General features: G+C 55.3%; 17 protein-coding genes and 1 tRNA gene. 6 read left to right on the top strand and 12 right to left on the bottom strand.

Annotation, left to right across the window (positions count from 1 at the left end; genetic code table 11):
• Positions 1-287: 287 nt before the first annotated feature.
• The 3 genes from ROA7450_RS18360 to truA all read right to left on the bottom strand — a co-directional run bounded on the left by ROA7450_RS18360 (position 288) and on the right by truA (position 2,340).
• Positions 288-869: a GNAT family N-acetyltransferase gene (locus tag ROA7450_RS18360; RefSeq protein WP_085807419.1), complete on the bottom strand. Its 582-nt coding sequence runs from the start codon at positions 867-869 to the stop codon at positions 288-290.
• Between the two features lie 422 nt (positions 870-1,291).
• Positions 1,292-1,369 (bottom strand) — tRNA-Arg (locus ROA7450_RS18355).
• 203 nt (positions 1,370-1,572) lie between these two features.
• A complete protein-coding gene (gene truA, locus ROA7450_RS18350) occupies positions 1,573-2,340 on the bottom strand; it encodes a tRNA pseudouridine(38-40) synthase TruA (protein WP_085807418.1) in 768 nt (255 codons plus the stop codon).
• A 110-nt stretch (positions 2,341-2,450) separates the two neighbouring features.
• On the opposite strand from truA, the gene ROA7450_RS18345 reads away from it, so the two are divergent.
• From ROA7450_RS18345 to ROA7450_RS18335, 3 genes are read left to right on the top strand one after another with little or no spacing between them, the layout of a single operon-like run.
• Entirely contained in the window at positions 2,451-3,866 is a 1,416-nt protein-coding gene (locus ROA7450_RS18345; RefSeq protein ID WP_085807410.1) for a YcjX family GTP-binding protein, read from the top strand.
• Positions 3,863-4,294, top strand: coding sequence for a GNAT family N-acetyltransferase (locus tag ROA7450_RS18340; RefSeq protein ID WP_085807409.1), 432 nt, complete (start codon positions 3,863-3,865; stop codon positions 4,292-4,294). The genes ROA7450_RS18345 and ROA7450_RS18340 overlap by 4 nt, the downstream gene beginning before the upstream one ends.
• A complete protein-coding gene (locus tag ROA7450_RS18335) occupies positions 4,294-5,304 on the top strand; it encodes a YcjF family protein (protein WP_085807408.1) in 1,011 nt (336 codons plus the stop codon). Before ROA7450_RS18340 ends, ROA7450_RS18335 begins: the two co-directional genes overlap by 1 nt.
• Here ROA7450_RS18335 and ROA7450_RS18330 read toward each other — a convergent pair.
• Together ROA7450_RS18330 and ROA7450_RS18325 are read right to left on the bottom strand one after the other, a co-directional pair.
• Complete coding sequence (locus tag ROA7450_RS18330) at positions 5,301-6,068, bottom strand: FCD domain-containing protein (protein WP_085807407.1); 768 nt, start codon at positions 6,066-6,068, stop codon at positions 5,301-5,303. The genes ROA7450_RS18335 and ROA7450_RS18330 overlap by 4 nt on opposite strands.
• 77 nt (positions 6,069-6,145) lie before the next feature.
• Entirely contained in the window at positions 6,146-7,021 is an 876-nt protein-coding gene (locus ROA7450_RS18325; RefSeq protein ID WP_085807406.1) for a LysR family transcriptional regulator, read from the bottom strand.
• Between the two features lie 80 nt (positions 7,022-7,101).
• Here ROA7450_RS18325 and ROA7450_RS18320 point away from each other — a divergent pair, with 80 nt between their 5' ends.
• Positions 7,102-7,899, top strand: coding sequence for a phytanoyl-CoA dioxygenase family protein (locus tag ROA7450_RS18320; RefSeq protein WP_085807405.1), 798 nt, complete (start codon positions 7,102-7,104; stop codon positions 7,897-7,899).
• A 74-nt stretch (positions 7,900-7,973) separates the two neighbouring features.
• On the opposite strand, the gene ROA7450_RS18315 is transcribed toward ROA7450_RS18320, so the two are convergent.
• From ROA7450_RS18315 to ROA7450_RS18305, 3 genes are all read right to left on the bottom strand, one after another.
• Positions 7,974-8,339 (bottom strand): Lin0512 family protein, encoded by a 366-nt coding sequence (locus ROA7450_RS18315; RefSeq protein ID WP_085807404.1) that lies wholly within the window; start codon positions 8,337-8,339, stop codon positions 7,974-7,976.
• Positions 8,332-8,682 carry a Lin0512 family protein gene (locus ROA7450_RS18310; protein WP_085807403.1) on the bottom strand — a complete coding sequence of 117 codons (351 nt, stop codon included), beginning with the start codon at positions 8,680-8,682 and terminating at the stop codon, positions 8,332-8,334. Before ROA7450_RS18310 ends, ROA7450_RS18315 begins: the two co-directional genes overlap by 8 nt.
• Positions 8,683-8,748: 66 nt before the next feature.
• Entirely contained in the window at positions 8,749-9,294 is a 546-nt protein-coding gene (locus ROA7450_RS18305; protein WP_085807402.1) for a TetR/AcrR family transcriptional regulator, read from the bottom strand.
• A 112-nt stretch (positions 9,295-9,406) separates the two neighbouring features.
• Between ROA7450_RS18305 and ROA7450_RS18300 the strand changes: the two genes are divergently transcribed.
• A complete protein-coding gene (locus ROA7450_RS18300; protein ID WP_085807401.1) occupies positions 9,407-10,183 on the top strand; it encodes an SDR family NAD(P)-dependent oxidoreductase in 777 nt (258 codons plus the stop codon).
• On the opposite strand, the gene ROA7450_RS18295 is transcribed toward ROA7450_RS18300, so the two are convergent.
• The 4 genes from ROA7450_RS18295 to ROA7450_RS18280 form a co-directional block, all read right to left on the bottom strand.
• Positions 10,180-10,830, bottom strand: coding sequence for a hypothetical protein (locus ROA7450_RS18295; RefSeq protein WP_370738218.1), 651 nt, complete (start codon positions 10,828-10,830; stop codon positions 10,180-10,182). The genes ROA7450_RS18300 and ROA7450_RS18295 overlap by 4 nt on opposite strands.
• Positions 10,831-10,842: 12 nt before the next feature.
• The gene (locus tag ROA7450_RS18290; RefSeq protein WP_085807399.1) at positions 10,843-12,243 is read right to left on the bottom strand and encodes a selenium-binding protein SBP56-related protein; all 1,401 of its coding nucleotides are present in this window, start codon (positions 12,241-12,243) and stop codon (positions 10,843-10,845) included.
• Between the two features lie 321 nt (positions 12,244-12,564).
• Positions 12,565-13,173 carry a cob(I)yrinic acid a,c-diamide adenosyltransferase gene (gene cobO, locus ROA7450_RS18285; protein ID WP_085807398.1) on the bottom strand — a complete coding sequence of 203 codons (609 nt, stop codon included), beginning with the start codon at positions 13,171-13,173 and terminating at the stop codon, positions 12,565-12,567.
• A gap of 302 nt (positions 13,174-13,475) precedes the next feature.
• Entirely contained in the window at positions 13,476-14,297 is an 822-nt protein-coding gene (locus ROA7450_RS18280) for an SAM-dependent methyltransferase (protein ID WP_085807397.1), read from the bottom strand.
• 273 nt (positions 14,298-14,570) lie between these two features.
• On the opposite strand from ROA7450_RS18280, the gene rpmC reads away from it, so the two are divergent.
• Positions 14,571-14,774 (top strand): 50S ribosomal protein L29, encoded by a 204-nt coding sequence (gene rpmC / locus ROA7450_RS18275; RefSeq protein WP_085807396.1) that lies wholly within the window; start codon positions 14,571-14,573, stop codon positions 14,772-14,774.
• Positions 14,775-14,780: the final 6 nt, after the last annotated feature.

The following is a 14,780-nucleotide window of genomic DNA, read 5'->3' as shown; positions in this document are numbered from 1 at the left end:
TATGCGTGCAGCGGTGCCATCATGGCATCAAACCAGACTGCGAAGATAAGCGTGACCCGGATGAGCGACAATGACCCGAAAGAAAAGGAAAAATGAGCTTGACCTAAACACCCAATTAGAGAAGCAGGCATTGGACTCAATTCCAAATTGCTGCGGTCGCAGCCCGCATTGCGGCCGTTCGCCTCAATTGGAAATCTTGAACCCAGCCAACACTCAATTATGTACGTGATCGCTTCGTCCGCAAAACAGCAGACAGTATACGGCATTCCCAACACAGGTGGCATTCTTCAAGAAAGCGGTTTGATCATGAGCAGCCAGTTCTCGGTTTTGGTGTTCCAGCCATTCTTGGCACAGGGAGTTTGGGCCACCTCAGAGTAGCCTTTGCGCTTGTAGAGACGTCTTGCGCCAATGTTTTCATCGGCCACAATGATACTCATAGGACTGAAACCCTCAGCTCGACCTATTTCATCAGCGAGATCAAGCAACTGCGAACCAAGACCTCGGCCGCGATGCTCTGGGTAACAGGCCAACACGTTGACGTACCAACTCTCAAGCGCTTGGTTCTCCAGTTCTTGCAAAGGCCGAAACAACACTGGAAAATCATCCGGAATTTCCTCTGGTTCAGCCCCAATTCCATAACCATTTAATCCCGCCACGGCACCATTTCCAAAGTCGATAACCACGACCTGACCCTCTCGGGCTTTGTCAGCTTGGCGCGCCCGACCAACTTCCCAGGGGTCTTCACCTTCCTGCGCAAGTCCGGTCCAAACGTGGAGAGGCAATCCCTCTCCAGCGAAATTTATTAACTCCGCAAGTGCGACAGCGTCGGCTTCCACGGCCAATCTCAGAGGTTTCTCAAGCTGTATCATCTGCATTTACACCACTTCAAAGTTTCTGACTTCTGTCAGAAGTATCCCATCCAGCCATCTTCCCGCTACGGTTCTCGCAATCAAAAAAAACACTGCGGAGGATCAAAAATAGGGCGCCCGCGCTCGCCATATACTGGTCAATTGCATTTTAAGGTTCTGTACGAAGACCAAATTTGGTTTCAAGAAACCGCTCGTGCATATGAAATTCGGCAAGGCAGGTTCTTCCACCACATGCGGAAATTGTTCGAAACCCACAGCTAGAGGCGTTTGTCTTTTTAAGGCATTCTAGATTGCAAAGAGAAATTGCTATCAAGAACAAACGTGTTTGAGAGAAGTTTTAAGTGTAGTAGCTAAAATGCCCCACGCACATTTTATGGCCTAAAAATAAGGTTTTAATATTGGGTTGGACCAATATTAAAATTTGGCGAGCCGTGGAGGACTCGAACCCCCGACCTGAGAATTAGAAGTTCCCTGCTCTAATCCAGCTGAGCTAACGGCCCGCACTTTTGGGCTGTATTATTGAACACAGCCAAATTGTCAACTCGGTAGGCACATGGGATATCTACCAAAAGAAAATAATTAAAATTCAATGCAGTATACTGATTTGGTATGAAATAGGGTGTTATTCTTGCTCTATCCAGTTGAGCTACGGGACCGCTTGGGTTTCCTTCAACTGGGGTTTTGCCCAAGATCAAAGGGCAATTTAGCTAAAAGGATCATCCGGGTAGCCGACACCGGCGAGATACAGCCCCTGCGGCGGGCAAACCGGGCCGCAGGCGGCGCGGTTGCAGGCTTCGAGCGCGGTTTTCACGTCCTCGGGGGTCCAAGCCCCTGAACCGACTCGTTCTAGCGTTCCGACAAAGCTGCGCACTTGATTATGCAGGAAGGACCGGGCCCGCAGGTGAAAGCGAATCTCGGGCCCGCTCACGCCGGTAGTTTCCTCGATCTCCAGCATGTCCAGTGTTTTGACTGGGCTGGCGGCCTGACAGATCGACGAACGGAAAGTGGTGAAATCATGCCGCCCCAGCAGATATTGCGCGGCCTCGCGCATGGCCTCGGCATCCAACGCGTGTTGCACCTGCCAGACTTGCCCGCGATCATGCACCGCCGGGGCGCGGCGCATCAGCAGGCGAAACAGATAGCGGCGTTCATGTGCAGAGAAACGTGCATGCCATTCACCATCGACCTGCGCGCAGGCGGTGATGGCAACCGGGTCGGGTTTTAGGTGATAGTTCAGTGCCTCGCTCAGGCGGAACGGATCCCAGTCTTTGGCCATGTCGCAGTGGGCCACCTGTGCGGTGGCATGCACGCCTGCATCGGTACGCCCGGCGGCGGCGATGGTGTGCTCGCGCGGTTCCAGCTTGGCCAGCGCAGATTCAATGGCCCCCTGCACGGTGGGCAGGTCCGCCTGACGTTGCCACCCGGCGAAGGGCGCGCCATTGTATTCGACTTTGAGGGCGTATCTGGGCATATCCGGGCAATAGCGCGCTGTGGGCATGGGAACAATCCCCCAAAGCTCCCCTCTGGCATGCTGGGCGATCCGTGACTATCTTGGAATTGTAATGAGATAAGGGGCAGAGTTTGGTACTCTCTAACATCGCAGACGGGTTGACGCGCAGTGTTGAGGGCGTTGCTGATACGGTCTCCGAGGCGTTATTCGAACCTGTCATTCGCCTGGGGGTGACCGGCTTGGCACGCGCCGGCAAGACGGTATTTATCACCTCGCTTGTGGCCAACATGATGGATCGTGGTCGGATGCCCGGGCTGGCTGCGGCCGCCGATGGGCGGGTGGTTGCTGCGTTTTTGCAGCCGCAACCTAATGATACGGTGCCACGTTTTGATTACGAGACGCATCTTAGTGCCCTGACATCACCCGAGCCGAATTGGCCGGACAGCACGCGTGCTGTGTCAGAATTGCGCCTGTCGCTCAGGATGCATCCTAATGGGCTGCTATCGGGCTTATCGGGGCCGCGCACGATGCATCTGGATATTGTGGATTATCCGGGGGAGTGGCTGCTGGATCTGGCGCTGTTGGATAAATCGTATGTCGAGTGGTCGATGCAGGCGCTCGCGCGGTTGAAAACGAGACCCGGAGGCGAGGGCTATCTGGCGCTGGTGGGGCGGACTGATGGAACCGATGCCTTGGAGGAGCCGAACGCGCAGGCCTTGGCCGCGACATTCAGCGCGCATTTACAGGCGGCGCGTGATGCGGGCTATTCCGATTGCAGCCCGGGGCGGTTCTTGCTGCCCGGAGATTTGGCAGGATCGCCGGCGCTGACTTTCGCACCGCTGCCGAAACCGGAAAGCGTGCCGCGCAAATCACTGTGGCGCGAAATGGAGCGGCGCTATGAGGCGTATAAATCTCAGGTGGTGAAACCGTTTTTTCGCGATCACTTTGCTCGGATAGACCGGCAAGTGGTGCTGGTCGATGCCTTGGGTGCAATTCATCAGGGGCCGCGCGCGGTGGAGGATATGCGCCAGACCATGGCGGATATCCTATCGGCGTTTCGTCCGGGGCGGAATGATTTCCTGAGGCGATTGCTTCGAGGTAGACGCGTTGAAAAGATCTTGTTTGCGGCAACAAAGGCAGATCATCTTCACCATACCCAGCATGACAAGCTGGCGGCGATTATGGCGGCGATGACACGGGATGCAAGGGACCGGGCCGATTTCAGCGGGGCCGAAACACATGCGATGGCGATTGCGTCGCTGCGGGCGACTGTAGAAGAGACGATTAAGCACAACGGATCGACGTTAGACTGTGTGCGCGGGCGGTTGCTGGAGACCGGCAAGCAGGCGGCGTTTTACCCTGGGGCCTTACCTGCGGACCCCGCACATTTGTTGACCCCGGGGCGTGAGGGGGCCGAGCGCTGGCTGGACGCTGAATATGAGGTGATGACTTTTGCCCCGGCAAATCTGACCCTGCGCCCGGGCGAAGGGCCTCCGCATATCCGGTTGGATCGGGCGGCGCAGTTTCTGATCGGTGATCGGTTATGAGTTTGAGATCCGCAAAGCTTTGGCATTTACCCCAATTGCTACACGTGTTGTGGGCCAATACGCGATTGTCGCCGGTGCAGGCGCGCTCCAAATTTACGGATGCAGCCCTGATGCTGCGTTGCGTGCGGCGCGGTTGGGTCTGGTTGGCGAAAGAAGGCGACGGGTTCTTGGTGCGTGACTCTGCGCGCGTGCATGCGCTGTACGTGCATCCCAAGGCCCAAGGGCGTGGCACCGGACAGCGATTGATGCAGGACACGCAGGCGCGGACGGATCAGTTGGAGTTGTGGGTGCAGCAGGATAATCAGCGCGCCATCAGGTTTTACGAAGCGCTCGGGTTTACCGAAGTCGCCCGCACCGACGGGCATGGCAATGATGAGAAACAGCCAGACATCTGCATGCGCTGGCAGGCAAGCACGGGGACACTGTGATGGCAAAAGGCCCGGTTTTGATTGATCTGGAAGAAGCGCAGGATACGCCCAGCCCAGCAGATGCGCCACCCGTGCCCGACGTCGGGCGGGATCTGCAGCCAACGGGGCAGGCGATGCAAACGGCTGCGCGTCTGGCGGCGCATAAGCCGTCGCGTTTGGCGCGGTGGTTCTGGTCGCTTTTGTTGATGATCATTGGGGCTGCGGTCTCGGTCGCAACCTGGGATTTTGTCACCGGGATGATGGCGCGCAATCTGGTGTTTGGCTATGGCATCATCGCCATGGTTGGGGCCTTTGTTCTGGTGCTACTGGCGATTGTCTGCAAGGAACTGGCGGCTTTGACGCGATTGCGGCGCATGGACCGGATGCAGGCGGCGGCGCGCACAGCGCTGAGCGAGGAAGACCTGCCACAGGCACGGGCGGTGGTTAAGGATCTGACAGCGCTCTATGCCGGGAGAGCGGATACCCAATGGGGTCGAGAACGTCTGCGAGAGTTGTCGGGAGATCAGTTTGATGCATTGTCTCTATTGGAACTCGCTGAAAGCGAAATGTTGTCGCCTTTGGACCAGCAGGCCGTTCACGAGGTTGAGGCTGCCGCCCGTCAAGTTGCCACAGTGACCGCGCTGGTACCATTGGCACTGGTCGATATGTTGACGGCGCTGGCGGCAAATCTGCGAATGATACGTAATATTGCCGAGATCTACGGCGGGCGAGGTGGCGTGCTGGGCAACTGGCGTTTAGCGCGGGCAGTGATGGCGCATCTGGTTGCTACCGGGGCTGTGGCCGTGGGGGATGATATGCTGGAGCCGCTGATCGGTGGCGGGTTGCTGGGCAAACTGTCGCGCCGGTTTGGTGAAGGGCTGGTCAATGGTGCCCTGACAGCACGGGTGGGGGTGGCCGCATTAGAGGTCTGTCGCCCGCTGCCGTTCACGCGCAAAAAGCGCCCGTCGGCCAGCCGGATCGTGAAACAGGCATTGACCGGCGTGTTCAAATCAGACGGTGAAAAAGCCTAGCGGGTTTGTTCGTGCTCAAAGCGCTGGCGGGCAATCGCCTCGTTCTGATCGGCCTTTTGCTGATCTCTCAGGGAATGTTCGACATAATCCATATGCGCCTCAATCGCTGAGCGGGCGGCTTCGGGATTGCGAGCCTGCAGGGCGGTGTTGATGGCACGGTGCTGATCCAGCAGGGCGGTTCGGGTCAGACGTTGCTTGAACATGACCTGCCTGTTGTAGAAAACGCCTTGTTGAAGCAATTGGAACATGGACCGGATCATGTGCAGCATCACCACGTTATGGCTGGCCTCGATGATGGCCATGTGAAACTCGGCGTCCAGCTTGGCTTCATCCTTGGGGTTGGTCTTCTGGTGGGCTGCTTCCATTTTGTCGTAGATGGCTTGAATGACTTGCAGGTCGGTATCTGACGCCAGCCGCGCGGCACGCTCTGCGGCCAGCCCTTCGAGGTCGCGGCGGAAGGCGATGTAGTCAAAAACCGCTTCGTCATGTTCGGCAAAAAGCTGGATGAGCGCGCCAGAGAAGGCGTTGCCTAGCACGTCCGCGACGAAAATGCCAGCCCCAGCTTTACTGGTCAGCAGACCCTTGTCTTGTAGTTCGGCGATGGCCTCGCGTAGGGACGGGCGGGAAACGCCGAGTCTTTCTGCGAGGTCTCGTTCCGCAGGCAAGCGCTCACCGGGGCGCAGGATGCCGCGCAGGATCAGCTTTTCAATCTGGCGTTTGACGGCGCTTGAGAGTTTCTCGGGGGTAACTTTTTGAAATGGCATGGGGCACCTTTGGGGACTGGTCAAATCATATGACCAGAGGGTGTGGGCAGCAAGAGCACAACAGCTGAGGCCGCAAGTTACTTCGATTTGATCGAGGCGGTGAATTGATCAAGCAGAGGATTGGGTTGGTCGGGCGCGGGCCAAATGATGTAGAGACCGGCGCTGGCTTTTGGGGTTGTAATCGGGATTGTGACCAATGGCTGCCCATCATAGCTAGTTGGCGTTGTCGGAAAGGAATAGCTGATCCCGACCCCTTCACCATGTGCTGCCATCGAACGCATCAATTCCAGAGAGGCCGCTTTATGCGCCAGTTTGGCCGTGATGTTGAGTGTGTCGAAGAGTGTGCGCATGTGGCTTTCGGATAGGCCCTCTGCCGAGAGGATCAGTGGATATTTTGCGACTTCCCTCAGATCCAAAGATTTATGGGAGGCCAGCGGATGGCCCATCGCGACAAATGCAACTGGTGTGATCTCTTTGAGGTGGCGGCGTTGAAAACGATCGTCGAAGCCAACATCATAGGTGATCGCGAAGTCAATTTCTCCTCGCAACATACCCGAGGCGAGATCAGCGAACCGGGCCTCAATCCCGTTAAATTCATGCGTCGGATATGTATTGCGTAGGCGTTTGAGCGTATTGGGAAGGTACCAGGGTGCAATATCCTCAAAGCACCCCAGAACGTAAGGCCGGGTCGCATCCGAGGCGTGTTCGATGACGGCTGCACTGTGCAAAAGTGCTTGCGCTTGTTCGACAAAACGATGACCGAAGGGGGTGATGCTTATGGCGCTGCCCTTGCCTCGCAGAAAGATCTTGCGACCGATATGATCCTCGACCCGGGAGATCGCAACAGAGAGCGAGGGTTGCGAGACGTTCAAAACCCCTGCCGCATCAGTGAGGCTACCGGTGTCTGCGACAGCAAGAATGTATTCATATTGGCGGAGAGTGATATATAACATAAAGCTAATAATATTATTAAATACTATTATTTGAAGCTAATATTGCCGCTGGCTATCTTGCGAGAAAAGGGAGAGCCGTAATGACACATCCACTCCTCACGCAGGACCACATTGACGCCTATCAAAAAGAGGGAGTCGTTCTGATCAAGGGCTTATTCAAGGATCACGTTGAGACCCTACGCCGTGGGATTGAGCGCAATATGAACGAGCCCGGGGAATATGCGGCGGAGAACCTGAAAGAAGGTGAGGGCGGTCGGTTCTTCGATGATTACTGCAACTGGACCCGGATTACCGAGTTCGAGGAAGTGATCCGTTCCTCTCCTGCGGCAGAGGTCGCGGCGGATTTGATGGGCTCCAATCGCGTGCAAATGTTTCACGATCACGTGCTGGTCAAGGAACCGGGCACGTCAAAGGCCACGCCATGGCATCAGGATGGGCCGTATTACTTTGTCGATGGTATGCAAAACGTCAGCTTTTGGTCGCCCATGGACCCAGTGAAAGGGGCGAGCCTGCGCTGTGTTGCGGGTAGCCATCGGTGGAAAAAACCGGTGCTGCCAACGCGGTGGCTGTCCGAGGAAAACTTCTTTGCCGACGGCGAGGCCTATATGCCGGTGCCGGACCCGGATGCCGAAGGGATGGAAGTCAAAGAGTGGGAAATGGAGCCGGGGGATGCGGTAGCGTTTCACTATGGCACGCTACATGGGGCACGTGGCAATACCACAGAGTCTCGTCGCCGGGCCTTTTCCCTGCGTTTGGTTGGGGATGATGCACGATATGTAGAACGTCCGGGGCGCACATCCCCACCGTTTCCGGGGCATGATATGAAGGCTGGTGATCGTTTGCGCGAAGATTGGTTTCCGACGATCTTTGAGCGATGACAGTTATTGGCATATTATTCTAAATTCAGGAAAAACGGGCAGCTAAGCGACGCACTACCCGTTTTTGACTTGGATTAACCTGTGCGCGTCCAGTTTGCGCTTTGGTTTGGCAGGAAAGCTTCGACTGCAGCAGTCGCAATCACAAGTGTTTCGTTGTTGTCAGGATTGGTGACATTCTGTCCGCCTTGAACCGCGGTTACGGTAGCATGACCACGTGGAAGGAGTTCGGCCAATGCCTCGGTGTCCAGTTTGTCAGGCTCTTGCACGCCGACGGTAACCTGCACGCGCATTTCAGTGTGGTCGACGCCAATGGCGCCAAAGAGCGGTAGGGTCGAATGACGGAACGCGTCTTCGATGGCGCGTCGGGCGGCCTTGTTGTAATCCATCCCGTGCAGATCGTTGCCCATACCCATCTCAATAATAAAACGTTGATCAGACATTCTTGCGCTCCATGTCAAAGCTGACAGAAATGGCGGCATTGGCAATCACGGTAGGGTTTCCATCGGGTCGGGGCACGTCCAACCCGCCGCGGGTGGCGGTGACAGAGATCTGACCATAAGGGAAGATCGATTTCAGCGCCTCGCAGTCCACTTGCTCGGGTTGCTGTACTGCGATTTCGAGATCAATCAGCATCGCCTCTTTGGGAAAACCAAACAGCTCTGCCATGTTAATAGAGTTATGCCACAAAGCATCTTTGACAGCGCGTTTGGCTGCTTCGGTATAGTCCTGTCGGCGTAGGGAGGAGCCCATGCCAAATTCGGTGAGCATGCGGTGTTTGGGCATGATCTGTCCTTTCCATTCGTTGCACCAGTGATGGCGGGAACGCGGAAAAGGGTCAATGTGTCCAGATTAGATTTCCGGTCCGGCCAGAGCCGATTGCAGCAGGTAACGGAAGCGTTGCTCGTATTCAGGCGTCGTATGATCCGGAATGCCGGGCAGGTTGAGCGACTTCTCGGCAACGCTGAAGCCGAACATCACCGCGCTGAACTGGGCGGCTTTGCCAGCATCGCCGATGATCTGTTCAAGCGGGTTTTGCCATTTGGATTGGAAGCAAGCACGGGTCATTTCGCCCACTTCCGCATCCTGCGCATTCATCAGGAACAGGCGCAAAGGGGAGGGCTCGGAGCTGTCGCGATTGGCGGTGACAAATATCAGGGTAATCCTGTCGACCAGTGTCTGCGCGTCTGGAAAGTGACACGCATCAATTTCGGGCACATCAACAAGGGTGGCCTCGTAGAGTTTGAGCTTGGAGCCATAGTAGCGCGAGATCAGAGCGACATCGACTTCTGCAGCGCGGGCAATCTCTCGCACGGATACGTTGGAATAACCGCGTGCCCAGAACAGTCGGCGGCCTTGGATCAGCAAAATGTCTTTTGTTGTAAGTGTGTCAGCCATGAGTGTGTGTGGCGTGTTGGAAAAATTATGTCAACACTTGTTGACATGTGGCGGTGTGCGACTTATTTGCCTGTCAACACTTGTTGACATCAATTTATGAAAGGACCTTACGATGTCTGAGACAGCATTGATCACCGGGGCGTCCTCGGGGCTGGGAAAAGAATTTGCACGTTATCACGCCAGCAAGGGTGGGGATGTGATCCTGACCGCGCGGCGCGAGGTGGAGTTGAACGAGTTGAAAGCTGAGTTGGAAACCGCAAATAATATCACGGCACACGTGATCGCCTTGGATCTGGGCGCTGATGGCGGGGCTGACGCGCTATGCAAAGCTGTGGATGAGGCGCAGTTGCAGGTCGATATCCTAATCAACAATGCGGGATTCGGCGGGCAAGGGGCCCATGTCGAGCGTGATCTGGTAGCTGAACAGGCGATGATTGATCTGAATGTGAAATCTCTCGTGACCTTGACACACCACTTTGGTGGTAAAATGGCGCAACGTGGCATGGGGCGTATTTTAAATGTCGGCTCGACGGCGGGATTCATGCCCGGCCCGATGCAGGCGATATATTTTGCCACCAAGGCCTTTGTGAATTCTTTCAGCCAGGCGGTGGATCAAGAGTTGCGCAGCAAGGGTGTGACCTGCACGGTGCTGGCACCCGGGTATGTGAAAACAGAGTTCGCGCAAGTGGCTAACTTGGAGGGCACGGACCTTGTCAAAGGCGGCGGGGCAACCGCAGCCTCAGCCGCGCAATGCGGCTATGACGCAATGATGAAAGGCCGCCTCGTCGTGATAAACGAGCGTATGCTGACTTTTATGATGAACTGGGTGTTGCCACTTTTGCCACGCCGCATGATGTTGAAAATGGTTCAGAAAATGCAGACCCGCTAATGCAGGGTCAGCAGTGAGATAACACCAACCAAGATCAAGCTGAGGGCCCAGACCACATTGAGATTGAACCAGCCTTTTGATAGGAACCTTAGCCCTAGCCAATGATAGACACCAACGGCGAGTAGACCGCCTGCGGCGGTCATCGCCAACGTATGGGCTAGGGCCACCATCAGTGCCGTTGCCGTATTTTCTGACATCAACGATGTGGCCGCAGCGTGGCTGGTGTCTTTAACAGAGAGACCACATATACCCAGATAAATCGGAACCAGCATCAAACCCGCACCGTGCGCCATGGCAGCGAGAAACGACCACAGGGCCAGCCGGGTCGGCGGTACGCGCGACAGAAATCGGGGATGCCGTCGGTTGATCAGCAAATAGACGCCGAGGCCGATCACCAGCAACGCCGCGCCGATCTGAATTTCGCGCTGCCACTCTAGCAGAGTGATCATTACTGAGAAGGGCAGTAGAATTGCGAGCATGGCCAGCAAGTGACCAAAGGCCAGCGCCAGTAATGCCTTGTAAAGGTTTCCGTATTTTCGGTCCATCAAGGCGGCAGAGACCGCTAGTGGCCACCCCATGCCGGGGTTGAGTCCGTGATAAAGGCCCGAGGCGACGACAGCCCACCACAGGGCTGCTGTCGAAGTCAGTTCCCCCACGCGTCAGACAGAGGGGTAGCAGAAACTGTCGGTCGAACAGTCACCGCCCTCAAGGCGAATTTGGTGGCTGCGATAGCCTTCGGGGAAGTCGACCCAGAAATCCTTGTCTAAGGTCAACCCCCCGTCAGCTCCGGCAATAGCCATCACCATCGCGGCGCCCCGTTCGCCGGGATAGAATTGATCGTCCCACGTGGAATAGAGCGAATTGGTCCAGTAGACCCGTTTGCCATCGCGGCTGATCTCAACCATTTGCGGGCCGTATCCAAAATCATTGCCATTGGGGTGCTTGTGTTTGGCGACGATGCCACCAAGTTCCACCTTGCCCGCCAGTTTTGGGTTCATCGGATCACTGACGTCATATTGATGCATCTCCCCTGTGCCCCAGCAGGCGACATAAAGGAATTTGTCATCAAGGCTCAGGTCAATGTCGGTGACCAGTGGTGGCACAGCGGAAAACCCTTTGAGCAGCTCCGGCAGATCATCAGGATCGGCGGGTTGCGGTGGAATCGTCACCGTTTTCTTGGCATCAAAAGTGCCATCCTCCTTGCGCCACCATGTCCAGATCGACCCTTCGAGGTTGGTGGTGTCAACAACCACGCCGCAGAAGCCATATTCCTTGACCGGATCATGCGCTGGGCGGATTTCCAGTGCCATCTGGTGGTTTTCACCAAAATCTATGGTTTGCACGTTTTTACGCGCCCGTAGATCCCAGAAATGGATGCTGTGGCCGTATTTATTGGACAGCAGGTCCTCGGGGACAATGCCATTTTCAAACTGCGGCGGCAGGCCCCATTCCGAGCTGACCATGTAGTTGCGCGGCAGGTTCCACCAGAAATCATACTGCTTATCCTGCACGCCACGGTCCATCTCGTAGCGGCCCAGAATTTCAAATGTCTCACAATCCATGATGAAGATGCCAGGCGGTCCATCGGTGCCGTCGGGGCCACCGCCGCCCAGCGTAGACACATAGATGCCCTCAGGCCCGCAATGGATGGTATGTGGGCGGGAGTAGCCGGTTTTGGCGAACACTTCTTCAGGTTCGATAATCTTGTGGATCTTTGCCTTGAGCGGCTCTTTTACATCAATCACGTAAATGCGGGAAGAGCGTATCCCCGGAATGATGAGATAGCGCCGCTCAAGGAAAGCATGCCCGGTGAGCGGGGATAAGGCGGAGGAACAGGCGTTCCATCCGAAATGGTGAAATTCATCGCCGGTGTTGGGCATCAACACCTGATGGACAATTTTGCCGTATTTTTTCGATTTTGGGTCAACATCGACCACTGCCAATCCATCGGGTTGCGAGCCGTCGGGGCTGAGCATCAGGGTGAAGGCCAGCTTTTCCGCCGGGGCCTCCATCGCCAATTTCGGTGTTGCATGGAATGTCGGATCCGGGCGCAGGTTCATAATTCGATTCCTCCCAAAACGTTAATGAACTGATCGCAAAATATCTTTTACCTAAGGTTACACGGATTTAATTGTCTGACAAATAAATTTTTTCCCAACCTATACTTATGATTTGGAATAATATTCTGGAGGCTGGGCGGGTATTTGCTGATTACAAGACCTCAGTTAATGAAGTGAATTGCGGTTTTCGGCGTGGCCCTTGTAGGCGCTTTGCAGGCACCAAAGTCGCCTAATGTATAGATGAGGTGGAGAGCAAAGACGCCCTCCCAAAGGGAAGGCGTAGTCTTAATTCCATCAGAAGAATTTATGTCGAAGAGGTGCTTAAAACTCAACGCCTATCTGGGCTTTCACACCTGAGCGGAAGGGGTGCTTGATCAGCTCCATTTCGGTCACAAGATCGGCGATTTCGATCAGGTCCTCCTTGGCGTTGCGGCCAGTCAGAACCACGTGGGTCATATGGGGCTTTTCTTCGGCCAGGAACTGCACAACTTCATTGATATCTAGGTAATCGTAACGCAGGGCGATGTTGATCTCGTCCAGCAGCACCATCTTGTTGCTTTCGTCCCGGATCAGCTCCTTGGCCTTTTCCCATGCGGCCTGCGCCATTTCGGTGTCGCGAGTGCGATCCTGAGTTTCCCAGGTAAAGCCTTCGCCCATAGTGTAAAATGAACAGGTGTCCGAGAATTTGTCGAGGATCATGTCCCGCTCGCCCGTGGACATGCCACCCTTGATGAACTGAACCACGGCGCATTTCATGTCATGCGCGATGCAGCGAAAGATCATCCCAAAGGCAGCCGAGGATTTGCCCTTGCCCTTGCCGGTATGGACAATGATCAGACCCTTTTCATCGGTCTTGGTGGCCATGATCTTGTCGCGCGAGGCTTTCTTCTTGGCCATTTTCATCGCGTGGCGTTCTGGATCTACGCTCATCTGTGTCCTCCCGTATACAATAGAGCCAACTGTGATGGAGCACACCCAGATGTGCAAGCCGGATTGCGACGGAATAGATGAAGGGAAAGACGTTTGCTTGGCCTAATTGCCATATCTACACAGCAGTTTTCATTCGATCACGTCTATCGTGAAATGGTCTTTTGTAAATGGCACGAAGTGCAGATTTCTTCCAAAGGACCCGCGTTTTATGCCCGTCAACCTTCCGCCTTAGCTTTGTTCGGTCATTAACAAGCTCTCAGATCGCCCGTTCGGTGGTGAGTGTGGCCCTTTAAAGCCAGTAGTCATCGCCGCGACATGAACCTTATCCCGCCAACAAGCCCGCGCGCAAAATACCCAGCCATCTTGTCATAGAAGGTCTCGATCACCCTGTACCCATCTGTCCCATGAACGGCCACATAAGCGCTGCGACTGTTGCGAAAAGCCTCCAGACGAGTGGCTGTAAACGTGGCCCAATCCTCAGTCATGTCCGTGATATCAGTAATCTCAAACCCTGCCTCGCGAAGTGTCGTGCGATAGCTCTCAATATTCACAAGCGAGTTTGGAAACAGGTGTCGTTTAAAATCTTCCTGCTCGGCTTTGTCCGGCGGAGAGATCAGATAAAGGTCTTCGGCGTAGAAATTTCCACCGGGTTTCAACGCATCATGAACTTTACCCAGATACCGTGCGCGGCCCGGGATATGAAACAACGCCAGCCAACTGACCGCATGATCGAATCCGTGCCGGGGCAGGGCGATCTCTAGGAAATCCGCATTCAGATGGGTGACGCCCTCTTTGAGCCCCGAGCGATTGGTCAGGTCTTGGGCAATCCGGTTGTAATCTTCTTGAAGCTCCACCGCCGTCACGTGCGCCCCTGATCGGTGCGCCAGATAACGCGCGCAGCCACCCCAGCCTGATCCGATCTCCAGTACCTGTTCTCTAGCCGCCATCCCTGTTTGGTCAATCGCCACATCCAGCGCTTCGGTGCCGTGATAATGGAGTTGGTCAAACTGGTTGAGGGTCTCCACATCAACCGGCATCCCATTTGCGATTCCGATTGCTGCCAGATCATCCAAAAGCCGTTCGGCCCGGGGATACAACTGCATGGACTTGATGGCGTCTGTCATGGAGGGAGCCTAGCACGGAACTCTTGTGTTTCGTCCAGACTTGTTTCATCTTACTTGGGCGAGAGAGCGGCGCAGCGTTTTGTGTTCATAACCCACGTACACGCTGTACAACTCGTACATAATTAATCCCTTGCCACCAGAGCGACTCCCCCTTATAGGGACACATCGCGCGGAATCCGGGTCACCGGGATTCGTGTGTTTTGTATTTCATCCATCAGGTCCAAGGTGACCCTGTCAAAGGGGCCTTCTGATGTTTTGAGGAAGGATAGGCGAATGAGCGCCACTGAACTAAGAGATAAAACGCCGGATCAGCTCCGTGAAGAGCTGGTTAACCTGAAGAAAGAGCAGTTCAACCTGCGCTTTCAGGCCGCAACTGGCCAACTGGAAAACCCGGCACAGATGAAAACTGCACGTCGCAAAGCTGCGCGTGTTTTGACCATCTTGAACGAAAAAGCCGCTGCTGCGGCAGCAGAATAAGGGAGC

Origin of the sequence: Roseovarius albus (assembly GCF_900172335.1) — a bacterium.
Taxonomy (GTDB): domain Bacteria; phylum Pseudomonadota; class Alphaproteobacteria; order Rhodobacterales; family Rhodobacteraceae; genus Roseovarius; species Roseovarius albus.
This window is presented reverse-complemented; position numbering and strand designations above follow the sequence as displayed.

Coding starts and splice junctions, on each gene's coding strand:
- ROA7450_RS18360 (WP_085807419.1), bottom strand. CDS start 869: ATGATACAGCTTGAGAAACCTCTGAGATTGGCCGTGGAAGCCGACGCT.
- truA (WP_085807418.1), bottom strand. CDS start 2,340: ATGCCCAGATACGCCCTCAAAGTCGAATACAATGGCGCGCCCTTCGCC.
- ROA7450_RS18340 (WP_085807409.1), top strand. CDS start 3,863: ATGAGTTTGAGATCCGCAAAGCTTTGGCATTTACCCCAATTGCTACAC.
- ROA7450_RS18335 (WP_085807408.1), top strand. CDS start 4,294: ATGGCAAAAGGCCCGGTTTTGATTGATCTGGAAGAAGCGCAGGATACG.
- ROA7450_RS18330 (WP_085807407.1), bottom strand. CDS start 6,068: ATGCCATTTCAAAAAGTTACCCCCGAGAAACTCTCAAGCGCCGTCAAA.
- ROA7450_RS18325 (WP_085807406.1), bottom strand. CDS start 7,021: ATGTTATATATCACTCTCCGCCAATATGAATACATTCTTGCTGTCGCA.
- ROA7450_RS18320 (WP_085807405.1), top strand. CDS start 7,102: ATGACACATCCACTCCTCACGCAGGACCACATTGACGCCTATCAAAAA.
- ROA7450_RS18315 (WP_085807404.1), bottom strand. CDS start 8,339: ATGTCTGATCAACGTTTTATTATTGAGATGGGTATGGGCAACGATCTG.
- ROA7450_RS18310 (WP_085807403.1), bottom strand. CDS start 8,682: ATGCCCAAACACCGCATGCTCACCGAATTTGGCATGGGCTCCTCCCTA.
- ROA7450_RS18305 (WP_085807402.1), bottom strand. CDS start 9,294: ATGGCTGACACACTTACAACAAAAGACATTTTGCTGATCCAAGGCCGC.
- ROA7450_RS18300 (WP_085807401.1), top strand. CDS start 9,407: ATGTCTGAGACAGCATTGATCACCGGGGCGTCCTCGGGGCTGGGAAAA.
- ROA7450_RS18290 (WP_085807399.1), bottom strand. CDS start 12,243: ATGAACCTGCGCCCGGATCCGACATTCCATGCAACACCGAAATTGGCG.
- cobO (WP_085807398.1), bottom strand. CDS start 13,173: ATGAGCGTAGATCCAGAACGCCACGCGATGAAAATGGCCAAGAAGAAA.
- ROA7450_RS18280 (WP_085807397.1), bottom strand. CDS start 14,297: ATGACAGACGCCATCAAGTCCATGCAGTTGTATCCCCGGGCCGAACGG.
- rpmC (WP_085807396.1), top strand. CDS start 14,571: ATGAGCGCCACTGAACTAAGAGATAAAACGCCGGATCAGCTCCGTGAA.